The sequence below is a fragment of the Paenibacillus gorillae genome (assembly GCF_000513275.1).
GTDB lineage: Bacteria > Bacillota > Bacilli > Paenibacillales > Paenibacillaceae > Pristimantibacillus > Pristimantibacillus gorillae.
Genome location: NZ_CBVJ010000085.1, coordinates 1 through 16,667, shown reverse-complemented (window position 1 = coordinate 16,667; position 16,667 = coordinate 1). Strand labels below are relative to the sequence as shown.

Annotated in this window: 15 protein-coding genes and 1 pseudogene; 8 read left to right on the top strand and 8 right to left on the bottom strand. The window is 51.5% G+C overall.

The annotated features are described in order from the left end of the window. From TY10_RS15070 to TY10_RS15050, 5 genes are all read left to right on the top strand, one after another. The coding region (locus tag TY10_RS15070) for an HD-GYP domain-containing protein (RefSeq protein ID WP_042165040.1) at window positions 1-748 on the top strand (748 nt) is incomplete at its 5' end. A 204-nt stretch (window positions 749-952) separates the two neighbouring features. Beyond that, window positions 953-2,089 carry a radical SAM/CxCxxxxC motif protein YfkAB gene (yfkAB, locus tag TY10_RS15065; protein ID WP_042165033.1) on the top strand — a complete coding sequence of 379 codons (1,137 nt, stop codon included), beginning with the start codon at window positions 953-955 and terminating at the stop codon, window positions 2,087-2,089. Window positions 2,090-2,140: 51 nt separating this feature from the next. Further along, the gene (locus tag TY10_RS15060; RefSeq protein WP_042165030.1) at window positions 2,141-3,475 is read left to right on the top strand and encodes a hemolysin family protein; all 1,335 of its coding nucleotides are present in this window, start codon (window positions 2,141-2,143) and stop codon (window positions 3,473-3,475) included. Between the two features lie 2 nt (window positions 3,476-3,477). Then, window positions 3,478-4,509, top strand: coding sequence for a sporulation integral membrane protein YtvI (gene ytvI / locus TY10_RS15055; protein WP_042165029.1), 1,032 nt, complete (start codon window positions 3,478-3,480; stop codon window positions 4,507-4,509). Window positions 4,510-4,544: 35 nt separating this feature from the next. Beyond that, window positions 4,545-5,219: an HAD family hydrolase gene (locus TY10_RS15050; protein ID WP_042165026.1), complete on the top strand. Its 675-nt coding sequence runs from the start codon at window positions 4,545-4,547 to the stop codon at window positions 5,217-5,219. 472 nt (window positions 5,220-5,691) lie between these two features. Here the strand turns inward: TY10_RS15050 and TY10_RS15045 are convergent, their stop codons facing one another. From TY10_RS15045 to TY10_RS15020, 6 genes and pseudogenes are all read right to left on the bottom strand, one after another. Beyond that, a complete protein-coding gene (locus TY10_RS15045; protein WP_042165023.1) occupies window positions 5,692-6,882 on the bottom strand; it encodes a YheC/YheD family endospore coat-associated protein in 1,191 nt (396 codons plus the stop codon). Next, window positions 6,839-7,219 (bottom strand): GNAT family N-acetyltransferase, encoded by a 381-nt coding sequence (locus TY10_RS15040; protein WP_162160614.1) that lies wholly within the window; start codon window positions 7,217-7,219, stop codon window positions 6,839-6,841. Before TY10_RS15040 ends, TY10_RS15045 begins: the two co-directional genes overlap by 44 nt. A gap of 118 nt (window positions 7,220-7,337) precedes the next feature. Then, window positions 7,338-8,492, bottom strand: coding sequence for a YheC/YheD family endospore coat-associated protein (locus tag TY10_RS15035; RefSeq protein WP_042165018.1), 1,155 nt, complete (start codon window positions 8,490-8,492; stop codon window positions 7,338-7,340). Next, window positions 8,492-9,868, bottom strand: coding sequence for a YheC/YheD family endospore coat-associated protein (locus TY10_RS15030; protein ID WP_042165015.1), 1,377 nt, complete (start codon window positions 9,866-9,868; stop codon window positions 8,492-8,494). Before TY10_RS15030 ends, TY10_RS15035 begins: the two co-directional genes overlap by 1 nt. Beyond that, entirely contained in the window at window positions 9,865-11,088 is a 1,224-nt protein-coding gene (locus TY10_RS15025; RefSeq protein WP_052350556.1) for a YheC/YheD family endospore coat-associated protein, read from the bottom strand. Before TY10_RS15025 ends, TY10_RS15030 begins: the two co-directional genes overlap by 4 nt. Before the next feature lie 11 nt (window positions 11,089-11,099). Further along, window positions 11,100-12,465: pseudogene (locus TY10_RS15020) on the bottom strand (YheC/YheD family endospore coat-associated protein). Window positions 12,466-12,689: 224 nt separating this feature from the next. Between TY10_RS15020 and TY10_RS15015 the strand changes: the two are divergent. Next, complete coding sequence (locus TY10_RS15015) at window positions 12,690-12,980, top strand: hypothetical protein (RefSeq protein ID WP_042165013.1); 291 nt, start codon at window positions 12,690-12,692, stop codon at window positions 12,978-12,980. 111 nt (window positions 12,981-13,091) lie between these two features. Here TY10_RS15015 and TY10_RS15010 read toward each other — a convergent pair whose 3' ends face one another. Then, window positions 13,092-13,436 carry a helix-turn-helix domain-containing protein gene (locus TY10_RS15010; protein WP_042165010.1) on the bottom strand — a complete coding sequence of 115 codons (345 nt, stop codon included), beginning with the start codon at window positions 13,434-13,436 and terminating at the stop codon, window positions 13,092-13,094. A gap of 183 nt (window positions 13,437-13,619) precedes the next feature. Here TY10_RS15010 and TY10_RS15005 point away from each other — a divergent pair, with 183 nt between their 5' ends. Together TY10_RS15005 and TY10_RS15000 are read left to right on the top strand one after the other, a co-directional pair. Continuing rightward, window positions 13,620-14,102 (top strand): hypothetical protein, encoded by a 483-nt coding sequence (locus tag TY10_RS15005; protein WP_042165007.1) that lies wholly within the window; start codon window positions 13,620-13,622, stop codon window positions 14,100-14,102. A gap of 28 nt (window positions 14,103-14,130) precedes the next feature. Next, on the top strand, window positions 14,131-15,465 hold the full coding sequence (locus tag TY10_RS15000) for a DRTGG domain-containing protein (RefSeq protein WP_042165004.1): 1,335 nt from the start codon (window positions 14,131-14,133) through the stop codon (window positions 15,463-15,465). Window positions 15,466-16,466: 1,001 nt separating this feature from the next. On the opposite strand, the gene TY10_RS31575 is transcribed toward TY10_RS15000, so the two are convergent. Then, the coding region (locus TY10_RS31575; RefSeq protein ID WP_238327650.1) for a hypothetical protein at window positions 16,467-16,667 on the bottom strand (201 nt) is incomplete at its 5' end.

Sequence of the window (16,667 nt, the reverse complement as noted above, 5' to 3'; positions counted from 1 at the left end):
GCTGATGAACATGGGCACAGTGGACGATTATTTATATCAGCATTCTTTGAATGTATGCGTCTATACGACGTTGCTCGGCACCGCGTACGGCTATACCCGCGAAGAGCTTATGACGCTTGGGATGGGCGCGCTGCTGCATGATATAGGCAAGACGCAAATTTCGATGAATGTGCTGAAAAAACCGGATCAGCTCACGGCCGAAGAATTCGGCATGATGAAAAATCATGCGAAGATCGGGTTTGAGCTGCTGAAGGACGAGCCCAATTTGCCGCTCATTGTGGCGCATTGCGCATTCCAGCATCATGAACGGCTGGACGGAAGCGGTTATCCGCGCGGAATCAAGGGCGGTGAAATTCACGATTATGCGAAGTGGATCGGCCTGGTCGATTCCTACGACGCCATGACGACAAATCGCGTGTATCGTTCGCCGATGCTGCCTCATCAGGCTATTGAGCTGCTGTATGCAGGCACGGGAACGTTGTACGAGCAGCACATGGTTCAACTGTTCCGTGATAAAGTCGCCATCTATCCGATTGGCATTACCGTTACGCTGCATACGGGAGAAAGCGGCGTCGTAATCGACTTCAATACGGCATACCCGCACCGGCCGATTATTCGGATTCTCAATAACGAGGCGGGTGAAACATTGGCCGTCCCTTACGAGGTCGATTTATCGAAACAGCTTTCGACAATGATCGTCGGCGTAAACGGCGAAAAAACCGATGTACAGCTTGCATCCGGCATTTAACCGGGTAAAGGAGGCCAACAGGATATAAGTTCCTGGCCTTCTTTTTTGTTTGTGAAAATCTCAATTGCAATAGATGTTCAAAATATTATTCCTCTAAATATGGTTAATTTTCAGCTTCTCTCGTTTGCTTCCTTACTGCTCGGACATTACAATAGAAATAATCATGAAAATTGATAAATCAAGCTTAGTCAGGTGCTGATACGTATGAATACAATTGATTTGCAACATAGAAAAGAAGTGCTGCCGGCTTTAACGCCCCAAAATGATCCTTGGGACCCCATACGCTCGCTGCAGAAGTTTGGAAGGCATAAGCTCACCAGTGTCGAGATGACGGTCTCCAATCTATGCAATATGCGCTGCGAGCATTGCGCTGTTGGCGATACGCTCGTCATGGCAGAGCCGGCCAAAATCCCGCTGGAGCTCATGCTCAGGAGGCTGGACGAGGTCGAGCATCTGGAGACGATCAGTATTACGGGCGGCGAGCCCAGCTTCTCGGATAAAACAGTCAAAGATTATATGGTTCCCCTGCTGCAATATGCGAGAAGCCGGGGGATTCGCTCCCAGATCAATTCCAATGTGACGCTCCCATACAGCCGGTATGAGCAATTGGCGCCTTATTTGGACGTCATGCATATTTCCTTCAATTACACGAATGCCGACGATTTTCATCAAATCGGATTTGCCAAGGCGGGACATTCCGTTCCTCGTGAAGCTGCGGTACGCATGTACGACCGCATGATCGACAACGCACGCAGATTAAGCGATGCTGGTGTTCTAGTCTCGGCGGAGTCGATGATCAATTTCCGGACGCATGACAAAATCGATGAAATTCATCGTCTCATTATGGATATGGGCTGCCAGCGGCATGAGGTTCATCCCATGTACCCAAGCTCATTCGCAAAAGACTTGCCGGCCATTACCCGCTTGCAGATGCGGCGCTCGATCGAGAAGCTGCTGGATGCCCGGGACCCGTCGGTCTGGATGCTGTTCGGCACGCTGCCGTTCTATCACTGCAGCGATGATGCTGAGGAGCGGGCATTGCTGAAACGCCTGTCTGAGGAGCCGAATGTTACGGTTCGCAATGATCCAGACGGCCGCAACCGGTTGAATGTTAATTTGTTTACCGGCGAAGTGTTCGTTACTGATTTCTCCGATGTGCCTGCTTTCGGGAACATTGGCGGGGAGAAGCTGGACGATTTGTTTGACAGATGGCTGGACCACGAGCTTGCCACGAGCGTCAATTGCCATTGCCCAGCCGCATCTTGCTGCGGTCCGAACTTGCTCGTGAAAGATATGTATTATAAGGAAATTGATTTCCACCAGCGACGAGCTGTGCTTTAAACTTCGCCGCCCAACCTTTCATCTGCCAGGCAAAGGAGAGAACGATTCAGGGTGCATACGGAATTTGTATTTGGAGACATCGTGCTTAATTTACTTCTCGTCTTGTTCCTTGTCCTGCTGAACGGTTTTTTCGTAGCGGCAGAATTTTCTTTCGTCAAAGTGAGGCAGACCCGGCTGACTCAGCTTGCCAATGAAGGCTATTCGAGGGCGGTCACTGCGCTTAAAGTAAACCGGAGACTCGACGCCTATTTGTCGGCTACACAACTCGGCATCACGCTCGCCTCCCTTGGCCTTGGCTGGGTAGGCGAGCCTGCGATATCGGAGCTGATCGTCGAGCCTCTGCTGCATAAATCTGGTGTAACCGACCCGACGCTGATCTCTACGCTTTCGATCGCCGTCGGGTTTTGCGTCATTACATTTTTACATATTGTTCTAGGCGAATTGGCGCCAAAGTCGCTTGCGATTCAGAAGTCGGAGCAGGCATCTCTATGGCTGTCCAAGCCGTTGTCGTTGTTCTACAAGCTGTTAATGCCTGTTATCTGGCTGTTGAACGGAGCCGCTAACTCGCTGCTTCGTATGCTGCGGATCGAGCCGGCAAGCGAATATGATGCCGCTCATACGGAAGAGGAGCTTCGGCTGCTCATGAACGAGAGTGCGAAGAGTGGTATTTTGGATAAAGACGAAATGGCGCTGTTTGACAATGTTTTTGGATTCTCAGACCGGCTGGCCCGCGAGGTCATGCTTCCAAGAACGGATATGGAATGCTTATACAGCAACCGCTCCTTCGCGGACAATTTAAAGCTGGTCTATGCGACTAAGCATACCCGTTATCCCGTCGGTGTTATCGATAAAGATGAGATTATCGGGTTTGTGCATATTACAGACCTGCTGACGGCCGATCCGGATGAATCGCATGAGCTGGAAGCTTTTTTGCGTCCGATATTAACCGTGCCGGAGTCGATGGAAATTAGTGATGTACTGAAACTGATGCAGCTACAGCATTCCCAGCTTGCGGTCGTCGTTGATGAATATGGGGGCACGGCAGGGCTGCTGACAACGGAGCGGATATTAGAAGAAATCGTAGGCGAAATTCATGGGGAATTTGATACGGCTCTTCCGAGTATTGTAGTAAAAGGGGACGTGACCTCTGTGGATGGCCGGATACTGATCGAGGAAGTTAACGACCTGCTCGGTACCGATCTTGAGGCAGATGAGATTGATTCGATTGGCGGGTGGATGTTCATCCGGCTGGAGGGCAATCCGACGAAAGGAAAACGGCTGGAGCACGGCGGTTTTTCGTTCGAGGTGGCGGAATGCAAACGGCTTCGCGTAACTCGCGTACATATTCGAAAATGCAAGATCAAGCAGCAAGGAGAGGAGGAGTAAGCTTGTCGATCAAAACATTGGTGATGCTAGCGGTTGGCCTGCTGCTGCTGTATTTATTTTTTACCGCCGGCGCACCGTTTCTGCTGGCCTTGGTTGTAGCGATTTTCATGGAGCCGCTGACGAAGCTGTTCATTCGGAAATTTCGTGTGAACCGGCTCATCGCCTCCACGATTTCCAGCACGCTGTTTACAATTGTACTGCTCGGATTAATGGCGCTGCTTGGTGTGAAAATCGTCACTGAGCTGATCGCATTCGCCCAGCGGGTACCGAATTATGTAGGAGATGCCAACAGCTATGTAAGCCAGCTTATGGATGAAGCGGAGACGCTGTACAATCATCTGTCGCCGGACGCCGCCGCTCAAGTAGAGAAATGGCTGACTGGGCTTGGGAATACGGTAACGGGAATGGTCAAGACGTTATCGAGCTCGGTCCTGTCATTCGCTTCGGGTATTCCCGGCATGTTCATTTTCTTTATCGTGTTTTTGGTGGCGGTCTATATGTTCGGCTATAGCCTTAACACGATGAAGGCTTCCGTTTTGTCGCTGTTCGAAGAGAAGTCCCGGCCGCAAGTCAATCAAGTGCTGGACAACTTGAAGGGATCGATCTTCGGCTTTCTCCGTTCACAAATTATTCTGAGCGCATTAACCTATGCAATATCGATTATTGGCCTGCTGATACTGGATGTTAAATATCCGCTTGCAATCGCTCTATTGATCGTTGTCGTCGATATTATGCCGATATTGGGCACTGGCTCGGTGCTGGTGCCATGGGGCACCTACTTGCTCCTGACAGGGGATGTGCCGACCGGCATCGGCTTGTACATTTTATTTCTGTTCATTACCGTCTTCCGCCGGATCGTTGAGCCGAAAATTTTGGGCGACGCGGTCGGTATCGGTTCGCTGGCTGCCCTCATCAGCTTGTATGTCGGCTTTAAGCTGGTCGGCGTCATCGGCGTATTCCTTGGGCCGCTCGTTATCATCATTTATATGGCGGCTCGTAAGGCAGGACTATTCAAAATCAGCATTAAGCTTTAAGGCAAGCGAAATGCAAGAAAAGGGGAAGTTTCATCATGACTACTACTTTCGATCGCCCGGAAGCGATTATTTTTGATATGGATGGTACGCTGTTCGAGACGGAGACTTTGCTTCGCTCGGTACATGCGAGACTGTTCGATACTCTTCGCGAGGAGGGACTGTACACCTTCGAAACGCCGCCAATCGAGAGCGTTCTCGCTTGTCTCGGCATGATACTTGACGATATATGGCGGAAAATTATGCCGGAGAGCACGGAAGCGGCGCGCAAGCGTGCGGATGAGCTGTTTCTGCAATATGAGGTCGAGGAGTTAGCAGCGGGTAAAGGCAGCTTATACCCGGAGACGGCCGAGACGCTGGCAGCGCTTAAGGCGAGCGGTATCAAGCTGTTCGTTGCCAGCAACGGGCTGGAAGCTTATGTGAAGGAAGTTGCCAGATATAAAGGAATCATCGAGCTTTTCGACGGGTTGTACAGCGCAGGAGAGTACAAGACCGCAAGCAAAGTGGATTTAGTTGCCCAGCTGTTGTCCGACCATGAGCTGAAGTCGGCATGGATGGTCGGCGACCGTTCCTCTGATGTAGAAGCGGGCAAGCGCAACGGATTGATCGTAATCGGCTGCGCTTATGCCGGTTATGGCCGGGATGCAGAGCTGGATGGAAGCGATGCTTTGATTGGCAGCATGGCGGAGCTGCTCGAATTGGCAAACGGATAAACGTTAGAGGGCTCCTAGAAGTACTTCTAGCCGATCTCCTATAGTTCCCTATGAGGATCAAAATGCAAATGTGCATTTTGATGACCCCGAAAAGGGGCAAAAACACTAACAAAATGCAAAAGTACATTTAAAATGCTGCAAATCCGCCTAATCGGAGCTTTTTTGAGCAATCAGCCTGCACGTTTACATTTTGATGCCAGAAATCGCCGATAAACGGGCGGACAACCTGCACTTTTACATTATGATTTGTACTTCACTCGAAAAGTTAAAAAAATGTCCCGAAGTCATATATGACCTCGGGACATTCCCTATCATTAGGTCAACCTCAGGTTGGCCTTATTCGATATCCAATTTGTGCCTGCCAAGACCCGCTGTCCCTACTATCCCTACTTGCTCTATGTTTGCGCCAGAATAGAGTATCTGCCCTTAGAGACTCATGCTGAACTGTGTCGAGTCGGTATCTAGAAGCTGATCAAGCTTCCCTCATAGGAGCAGCGGTTGAAGCTAGATTGCCGCCCTTTTCCTCAGCCACTGCGGGCGCAGCGCTGTTGCGCTTCGATTTCCGCTGTTTCTTTTGCCCATGAAGCCATAATGCATATTCCAGCGGCCGGACGATCGCCTTACGGTACGTTTCCTTGTCTCCCGCTTGGACGAACACTTCTCTAGCCGGCTTCGGATTGACCTCCAGCATCCAGATACGGCCCTTCTGATCGATGGCCAGATCGAGCGCAAGCTCGCAGAGCCTGCCGTAACACAGTTCAAGGTATTGGGCAACGCCAACACCAAACTGCTCGGCTTCGGCGATCACCTCCGTTACCCGTTCCTCGCTGGTCAGCCATTGCTTCAGCAGTACCTCCATTGGCACGGCATGGCCGCCGCCATGCAGGTTGGACGTCACACTGCCCGCCGCTCCTACCCGTCCGGCACAGCCTGTAACCTGCCACTGGCCTTCACCATTCTTCTGTACGAGCATCCGGTAGTCGTGCACGCGTCCGGTGGGCAGCTTGAGCTGCAGTCCTTGCTGCGCGAGATAGCGGTTACCCTTCAAATCCCAGTCGGACAAATAGCCGCTCAAGGAGGCGGCAGAGACTCGTTTCGGGTTGATGATCCGGCGCGACAGATCCCGGCCTTGAATTAGCAATTTGCCGTCCCGCTTCCGTTCAATACGCAAAATGCCGCGTCCTCCCGTCCCGTTAACGGGCTTCAGATACAGGAGCGGATATTTACGGAGCATCTCGGAGACGTCCTGGACGCCGTCAACCATCCGGGAAACAGGCAGATAGCTTTTGAACCTGGAGTCCTTGGTTAAAATCCTGTGGATCGTCATTTTGTTGCGCAGCGGACGATTTAGAAAGGTGAGATGTCCGTAGCTTTTACGGAATTGGCGTAGCTGCTCGAAGCGATACGTCCGCTGGATGCGGCAGCGGTCGAATATCATCGAGGGGAACGAGGTCCATTTACGCTTCCATTGGCGTTCTTGCGGCTCATAGACGAGCGAATGAATTCGATTTAGCTGGTAATTGACATCCTTTGGCGTAAATACGATGACTTTGAGGCCAAGCTTTCGCCCGGCGACCGTCATCTTCTGGTAGATATCACGCTCCTCTAAATGTCCGTTCTCATTCATATAGAGCGTTAATATTCCGAGTACAGGCTGCGTCATCGTTAATTCTCCTTTCAAAGCGGAGCGTCGGCTTGCCTGTTGGGCCGGTATGCATGGACACGGCGGTGAGCCCTAGCCGAAAGCAAAGCGCCATACTCGGCACATTGTCGGTCGCGACATTGCAAGTCAGTTCTCCCAGCCTGTCGATCATGGCACGGAGCAGGGCGGAGCCGACTCCGCCGTTTCGCGCTTCCGGATGCACGACGATAAAGCAGCCACGCTTACCGGCATCCGCAGCGAATGCGAGCCCCGCCAGACGGCCGCCGCGCCTTGCTAGTGCTACAACAGCGCGAGGGTGTGCTGCATCTTTGGCGTCCAACATATTCGGATCCAACATTCGCAAGGCATGCAGGGCTGCAACCGTCAGCCGCTTCTCCCCGAACCGTACGGCAAATCCGAGCAGTCTTTTTTCTCCGACAGCCATTGCTCAGGGGTAAGCAGCTGCAGTTCCATCCTTATGCGCCTCCTGCTTTCTCTGGCTTCAGATTGGTTAAATACGAGCTGTATTGAAAGATGCGCTCCAGCGACTTTTGCCGGATATGCGGCTCATCGAATTTCATTGGCTTCGAATTGGCTTCGAAAAACCAGATGTTGCCGGAGCTGTCGATGCCGAGGTCCATAGACATCTCTCCGAGCAGCTGGCCGGAGCCCCGTTCAATCTGTCTGGCGATCATCAGCGAGGTCTGCTTTGTTTTTATTAGTATTTTACGCGCCAGGTCGGCATTAAAAGAACTGACGAGCAGTTTTTCGGGATCTTCAATCATTCCGCCGCGAGGGACGTGAGTCGTAATGCTGGAGGAGCCTGCCAGACGGGCGCCGATGCCGGTGACCTCCCACTTGCCGCGCTCATTTTTTTGCACGAGCGCGCGCAGGTCGAAACGGCGGTCATTGTAGGAGGCAAGCTGGATGCCCTGCTGGGCGATATACGGCTCGCCCGCGCTTTGCTTCTGGACGCGAGTCCAAAGCTTGCCCAGCGTTGCGCAATTGTAAGTGGCGCTTTTGCGGTCCTCTTGTATTTTCAGCAAATAGGGCAGCTGCTTCTCCGGTTGAAGCTTGATCGTCATAATGCCTTTTCCCGCTTTGCCGCTTTCCGGCTTCAAGTAAAGATAAGGGTGCTTTTGCATCATTTTACCGAGACCTGATACGGTCATCAGCTTGCGGGTAGTTGGAATAAACGGCTTGGTTGTTTTGGATTGGCGGAGCCACTCGAACAAATACCACTTGTTGAAGAAAGACGAATTGAACAGCTTTACACGCGGATCCTTCGTACAGGCGATTATTTTACTCCGGACCGACTTTTGCATCTCATCCTCGCGCAGCGGAATCCGGTTGTAGATAATGTCTGGAAAAGGCAAGAGCCGCTGCTGCCAAACCTCGCTCTGCTCATCGTATATATAGCCCTTTAAGCTGGAGCGGCTTAAAAATAAATTTTTGGCGGTCAGCACATAGACGATAAATCCGGACTGCTGTCCGGTCCGGATTAGATCGGCGAAATTACTGCGGTTGCCTCTGAACAGCTGCAAATCGTCGTCAATCGTCAAGATGGCGAGCACGGGCCGGCCGGCCCGGATTGCGGCCACGCCTTCCTGTTCCGCAGTTAAGCTCTCCATCAGTCATCCCCTCCTTGAAACTTGCTCAAGTACAGGCAGTGCTCAATGATATAGTCGACGGAGGCGCGTCCTTCGGAGCGCAGGGAAGGATGCTTGAAGATGGAGCGTCCCGGCTTGGCATTCGCCTCGAACATCCAGATCTCGCCGTCTTTGTCTATACCAATATCAAGGCCAAGCTCGCCCAGGCGATGCGGGTAGTTGCGTTCAATCGCTTCAGACAGCCGAATTGCGACTTCTTTCGCTTTTACCAGTACTTCGCCCGATTTATCGTTAAAGGTCCGATTGAGCGCCTGTTCCGGCGTCATAAGCGAGCCGCCGTTTTTGACGTGAGTCGTTACGCTGCCTCTGCCGGCCTTTTTGGCTCCGATGCCCACAGGCACCCATTCGTTTTTGCCATTCTTATGCATATGAAACCGGAAGTCGATCGGACAGCCGTCAATTTCAATGAGCCGGATGCCCTGCTGTACGACGTAGTTGCCCAGCGTGCTGCCATGGCGGGCATGAAGCATCCGCATCAAGCTGTTGAAGTTAGTGAAGCGCAGCAGCACGTTGCGGTCGCCCTTCCGGTAACGGGCGAAGTAGCCGCGCTTCGGGTGGTAGGTCAAACGGTAAATTCCGATGCCGAGGCTGCCGGCAGTCGGTTTGAAATAAAGAAAATGATGCTTTTCCAGCAAGTTTTTTATTTTATCCGAGGAGGGGGCAGAGATCGATTCGGGCAAATGCTGCAGCGCCTCGGGATCATTGTCGAGCAGCTTATAGACATCTGACTTGTTGAAAAAGCTCCAGTTGAAAAATGGGATTTTACGGCGTACGAACCGTTCCCTCAGCGAGCTGATCGTTGACGACGTCTCTGCTTTCCGGCTTGGCAGCCGATTGTACACGACATCTGGCAGCGGAACGGTTTTCCGGTACCAGCCACCCTGTGAATTCAAGAAATAGCCGTAGACGGTCTCTTGCTGCCAATTGATATCAGAGGGCGTAAAGCCGAACATATAGCCGTTCCGTTCGCCTGAACGGATGACCTGCTTAATAAAGCCGGTCCGGCTGCCAAATGGCATGCTGTCCGTGGAGGGGGGGCCGAAGTCACTTAAGATGCCGACGAGCGGACCAAGCTGCACTTCGTTATCGCCTGAATTCAGGACGAGAATTTGCCCCGTCTTTGGCACCCGGATAGACTGCCGGACGCCGGCTGACAAATAAATATGGTTACCCTGGCGTTTGACCGTCTTTATGGCTGCGGTTATAACTTCCTTTCCCAGCTTCAGATGGACGGTTTTTTTGCCTGAGAGCTTCAGTTCTTTGAGCAGCGGATTGGACAAGTAAATCACTCTGTCCGATTGTTGTGAGAAATGCACGTTGCAAGTTGTCGAACTCATGGATGAACCTCCTGAACGTTGTCTGTCCGAAGCCTTTTATGTTGCTCATAGGTACGGCCTATTGCAGATGCATTGGTTATTAAGGTTGGATACAAGCGTCGTGACAGCAAACACGCGTATTGGAGCGGCCGTTCAATGGAAAGCCTTTCGGCCTCCATGTCGCCCAGCAGCCTCATCGATGCTCTTCCGGGTCTGGAGTTGACTTCCAGCAGCCAGATCCGTCCGGCAGGCTCGATACCGAAGTCGAAGCCCAGCTCGGCAAGCCGGCCAAACCGTTCTTCAAGCTTTGGGGCAGCATGCAGGGAAAGCCGTCCGATTTCGTTAAGCAGTTGATGCGTCCGCTGTTTCCCGAAGGCATCGGTCAAATAATCAGTGGCGTTAGAGGCGCTCCCGCCCCCGTGAAGATTAGAAGTGAGCGAGCCGCTGTTCCCGACCCGGACTGCTGTTCCGGTCAAAACCCATTGTCCTTTTTCATTCTTTTGGACGAGTGCTCTTACATCGAATGCTTTGCCATCCCGGCCTCTCAGCTCCAAATAAGGTTGGCAGATATATGCGGTTTGGCCAACAAAGCGTTCCCCCCATAGAATCAGAGCGGGCCAGTCTTCGAATGTTTTCGCTATAGGCAGGTTGTGCCGCGTCCTTCCGTCCGCCAGCCATTGCCCCGTCAGCGGGTGATGCCTGATATAGAGCACCCCTTTGCCCTGCATGCCGGCAGCTGGTTTAAGAAACAATCCCTTGCTTTGTTCCTGCATCTGCGGAAGCAGCTGTTCCAGCCTGTCAACGGTTTGAGTGGGCGGCAAGTGTCTGACAAGAATGGCATCCTGTCTCAAATAGCTGTATACCTCCCATTTCGAGGGCAAGCTGCCGTTTAGCGGAATATACCCTTTCAGTTTGCGGATCGCAGACAGCGCGTTACGGCATGCCATCTGTTCCTCAAAGCTCGAGCAATAGCTTCTGTCATAGACAATATCGGGCAAGGCGCATGCCTCTATTCGCCAACGCTTGCCGCTGTACCGGAAGCCGGACAGTATGCCGGTTCGTTCTTCGAACTGGGCTGGAGAGAAGACGAACAATGCAATCCCAAGCTTGGCTGCGGCGTCGCTTAACCGTTCGTAGAATCGCCTTTCGGGCATGGCTGCAGCGGGATCGGAGTTGCTTGATTGGGCGGGCAAGCCGACTGTTGCCACGAATATGCCGAGCTGAACGAGCAATGGAATCATGGTGCCCTCCGCTAAAAGCCCGATAGAAACCGGGAATATTGAATAACCATTCGCACCGACGGACGAGTCTTGTTGTCGGTCAGCGGGGTGTTGTCGTTTTTCGAAGGCTTGGAGTTGACCTCCAGCAGCCACACGCGTCCACCCGTATCAAGCGCAAGATCGATGCCAAGCTCGCCGAAATGGGCGGGAATTTGACTCTCGATTCCTTTGGCTATTAATAGCGCCGCTTGCTGCAGCCGGCTGGAAGCATCCGCTCTGCCAACGGTTAGATTCGACTTAGCGACGGCTTCGCCCACTCTGCTGAGCGTACCGCCCCGCGCCAAATTTGAGACGAAATGCTGACTGCCTGCCGTTCGAGCGACGATAGACGTAATGGACCATTTGCCGGCTTTGTTTTTTTCGTACCAGTGCGCGAAAGTCGACCGGCCGTTTCTGGATTTCAATCAATTGCAGCCCTTGCTGAATTTGATAGCGGACCGTTTTCATTTTTGTCGAGATGGTCGCATAAAGCTTGAGTAGGCTCGGAAACTGCTGACGCCGGGAACCGGCTGTAGTTGCGAATAGAGCTTGATAACCGCTGCCTTCGGCCCGAGAGACGCGGATAATGCCTTTGCCAAGACTTCCTCGCACGGGCTTGAGAAAGACGTTGTCATACCGGGAAGACATGGATTTCAGTGTCGTATAGTTGCGCAGCAGATGCGATTCAGGCAAATAGCGGCTTACGGAAGCGTCCTTTTTGAGTGCGTCGAATACTTCGGTTTTATCCAGAAACTTCTCGTTAAAAACGGTCGTTCCGTGCTTTTGCTTAATTTCTTTCAAAAAATGCTGAACGTTGGCTTTATTCTCGAGCTTGCGTGAAGTAAGCCGGTTGTTGACGATATCCGGAGCAGGTACTGCCGTTCGTCTCCAGCCGTCTGCATAGACCCAGCCTTCCACGGAATCCGCACTGCTACCTATATGGTTGGGCGTGAAAAAATAAACATATCCGCCCTGAGTGGCGCAACCGTCAACGAGCTCCCGGCAAAACATCGTAATCGAGCCAAACGGCTTGTCGGGCGCTCCGGGATAGTCACGGCTGATCAGCACGCCGATCAGCGGGCCGAGCAATAATGACGATGAACCGGGTTTGTACTGCAGCCTTAGCGGTGTATTTCCCAAAATGCCCATTTTTTTAGCCAAACCTTGGCTAATGCGCATGCCGTCGTATTTAGCGACAGCAATCACTTTTACATGTTGCCGAAACGCTCCAAATGTTAGAACGACCGGCTGGCCCTCCGGAATTTTCCATTGCTTCAGCCAGGATTCTCCTAGCATGAGCGTATCGTCCGTGAGCATGCCGGGGCCGATCACCTGAACGGCAACTTTCGATTTAAGCATCGTAAATCTCCTTCCAAGCAGGAGGATGGCAGGAAGAAAGCCTGGGTATTTTACACGAATTCCTTCATCATATGAGGACATCTATCCCTTGGTGATTCGCCGCTGGGCTGAAAATGGAGCGATTAGAGCCTGCGGTCATAATAGCGGACCGCTGATCATACAATGGTAGTGCGGACAAGTACAGTGAATGCTTCTGGAAGCGAACAAGCCGGGGAGTGAGAAGGATGAAGGGTAAAGGCCGTCATGTATTATATTTAATAGGCGCAATTGCGATGCTAGTCTATGCGCTGCCGAAGCTCGATTTGGGCGCCCCTTGGGGGTTGACGAGCACTTTTGGCATGATTTGGGTAGGTTTTGCGCTGGTCGTGATCGCCGCCCATTTCAATGCGCTGCTTCTGATCAACGAGGAAAAGCGTAAGGAGCTGGAGCGAATCCGCAGAGCAAAGAAGCGGATGTGGGAGCGGCAGCTTCAAGGAGTTGTTATGGGGCGTTCCCGTGACAGAGTGAAGGGCTAATGCTGATGCTGACCCAACAAGAACAATTGAAAAAGGCATGGATGCTGCCCCCGTGGCGGAGCGGCATCCATGCCTTTTTCTTTTTTACAGCCTTGCGGCGAACTTGATTTGTTATTCGATGTCTTTGAAATGAATCAATTGCTTGACCAGTTTGTAGACGGCTTCTTGTTCCTTAAGGGTAAGCCCGTTCATCTGGTGCGCGATTTTATCGGCATAACTGCTGCCGGCTTCCATCGCTTTGGGAGGCACGCTGTTGACGATAAGCTCAAGCGGGCAATTAAGCGCTCCTGCGATTTTGCCTAGTACTTCGACCGTCGGGCTTTTTTCGCCGCGTTCCACTTGGCCCATATAGGATGCATTGATTTCGGCGCGAAGGGCGAGCTGCTCCTGGCTGAGTCCTCTTTCTTTACGTAGATTGCGGATGTTTTCTCCGATGTAATGAGCGAATTTGCTCAAAGTCGTCACCTCAGCCTTAAGATAGTCGTTTAAGTGAAGAGCGACAACGTTCTATAGAGTATAAAAAAAATAATTACTATAGTCATTGACCAAATTATATGCTTTTTATTATAATTGTGTAAAAAGGTTCTTTCTATTATCATCATTTCCTTAACAGGAACATTTTACAAGGGGATTTCCGATATGGTAGATGAGTTTGAGTTTTTCCGGAAAGTACAAACTTATTATCAGCATGTACCTTTCAACGTTGAGTTTACATATCGCGTGCTGCATAAGACGCATAAGACGGCGCAGGCGCTTGGCCAATTTTTCTGCAGGGTTGATCCGCATCAGCAGATCGTGGAATATAACATCAGTTTGGAATCTGACTATATTTCCAGACCGTTCAGCGAAAAGGTTTCTTTCCTATTCCCGAGCCAATACGCAGAAATTCCGCCGCAGCGTATTATTATCGACCAGGTGCCAATCTATCAATTGAGCTACCCTGTTCCGATTATGTACGACTGGAAAACGTTCATCGTAGAAGGAGCTAACGAAGCGATAAGCCCGCATCGGCTGCAGCCGATTTTTGACAAGTACAAACTGACCGGTAAAGACGGCGAATCCGTCGATGCCATGCTTAAGGTCGCCCGCGTTACTGTTGACTGGTATAATGTACAGGGATAAATGCCATTCATGAGGGAGGAAACGGGGCGTGGAATCCGGAACAGACACAGGAACGAAGCGAGAGCAAATCTTGCAGCATATACAGGAATTGAAGATCGGCACACGAATATCGGTTCGTGCCATCGCCAAAGAGCTTGGCGTTAGCGAGGGGACTGCCTATAAAGCAATCAAAGAGGCGGAGAACGCCGGACTTGTCAGCACGAAGGAGCGGATCGGCACGGTGCGGATCGACCGCAAGCGCAGAGAGGCACTTGATCAGCTGACCTTCGGTGAAGTGGCTGAAATTGTTGAAGGACATCTATTCGGAGGCGCTTCCGGCCTAGAGAAGACTTTGCATAAGTTTGTGATTGGCGCAATGGAGCTGGATGCCATGCTTCGATATATTGACGAGGGGAGTCTGCTAATCGTGGGCAACCGCTCGAGTGCTCACAGGCGTGCTTTGGAGCAAGGGGCAGGCGTGCTGATTACTGGCGGTTTCGAGCCAAGCGACGAGGTGAAGCTGCTTGCTGATGAGAAGGAGCTTCCAATCATTGCCTCCAGGCATGATACGTTTACGGTCGCTTCGATGATTAACCGGGCGATGTATGATCGTCTTATTAAGCGTAAAATTATGCTGATCGAGGATCTGATGACCTTCAGCAAGCCAGCCGATGTTATGCGTGCTGACAATACGATGGCTGATTTCCAGCGGCTTGTGCGGGAGACCGGTTATTCGCGCTTTCCGGTCGTTGATGACCGAGGGCGTGTTATTGGCATGATGACGGCCAAGGATGCTTATGGTTCACCGGATACCTATACCGTGGACAAATTAATGACTCGCCATCCGATAACCGCGGCTCCCAACATTACGGTGACGTCTGCGGCGCATACGATGGCGGCGGAAGGAATCGATCTGCTGCCGGTTGTCGACCGTCACCGCAAGCTGCTCGGTGTTATTACGAGGCAGGAAGTGCTTGATGCGATGCGTTTCGCCGGCAAGCAGCCGGAATCGGGCGAGACGTTTGAGGATTTGATGTGGACCGGGTTTATTGCCGGTGAGGATGCGGAAGGCGTACCTAACTACCGCGGCGTTATTACGCCGCAGATGTCGGGACCTCTCGGCATGGTGTCGGAGGGCGTGCTCGTTACGCTAATGACACAGGCGGGGCGCCGCATGATCCGTGATACCGGCAAGCGTGATTTTCTGGTGGACGCTATGACAGCTTATTTCGTTCGGCCGGTGCCCATTGACGGAGAAATTACGATTGTGCCGAGCGCGATGGAGCTGAGCCGTAAGTCGACGAAGCTGGAAATCGAAGTGCTTGATGCGAACGGGCTCGCTGCTAAAGCGATGATGACGGCGCAGATGATTGATCCTTATTAGAGTGGTGGGGCTGCCGAGATTTCTCGGCAGCTTTTTTGTTGCGCGGAATTGGTTCGAGCTGCCGTTCTTGATTCCATTGTTACATCGCTTTCACGATGAAATGGATAGAACCTTCGAAAAGTCATCCGAACTCAAAACGCTCCGCTCTCCCTTGTCTCAGCCGAAGTCCGGGGCAGCTGCGCATTCTTGGTCGGTTCACCGAAGCACGAGATCGCTGCGCGTTTTGGTTCGAGCTGCCGTTCTTGATTCCATTGTTACATCGCTATCACGATGAGAAATGGATAGAACCTTCGAAAAGTCATCCCGAACTCAAAACACTCCGCTCTCCCACATTGTGCAAGGTAGCTCATTAAGTGTTAAACACTGGAGGTACACATCCGAGAGCATGCTAACACCAACTGAATATCAGCTCGAGCGCCAGCAACACCAGTAACAGCATCAGCATGAGCATGAGCGCACACAGTATAGTGAATGAGAGAAAGTTACTTTCAAAGAGCTGCTTTTGCAGAAGGGAGCTGGGTTTTCGGATGATGATTGCTGTGGCTGAACGAATCAAAATGCAAAAGTACAGGTTGTTTGACGGTTTTCGGGCGATTTTGCTCGTCAAAATGCAAATGTGCAGGTTGTTTGGCTGAAAAAGCTTAAATATCCCGATTTAGAAGGTTTTCAAATGTATTTTTGCATTTTGAAGGCTGTTTTGGTTAGTTTTGGGCTTATCAAAATGCACTATTGCATTTTGATTGTTATGGGGTGCGGAGAGCGAGCATATGGAGTTAATTTGGCCGCTATGCGGCACTGTGAGATTGCGAGATCGAAGTCAAAGTTAAAGTTTACATTTACATTGCCTCAGCAGCAACCCGGCCGAAATCGTAGCATCGTTTTGCAGTAGTTGTTTATAAGTAAATTTTCTTCCCTGTATCATGCTGAAAGTTCTGATTTAGTGTTGGTGAAGGACATGCTGGTGCTCGCGCTTCCAGATGTGTTCTTTAGGTGTGTTGCATTTAATGAACTGCTTTGTACTCTATCGCATAATTGAGGGAGAGCGGAGCGTTTTGAGTTCGGTCTGACTTTTCGAAGGTTCTATCCAATTCATCGTGAAAGCGATGTAACAATGGAATCAAGAACGGCAGAACGAACCAAAACGCGCAGCGACACCGCCAGCGACTGATTGTTACAAGCCCAAAAAACAAGTCAAAACAAAA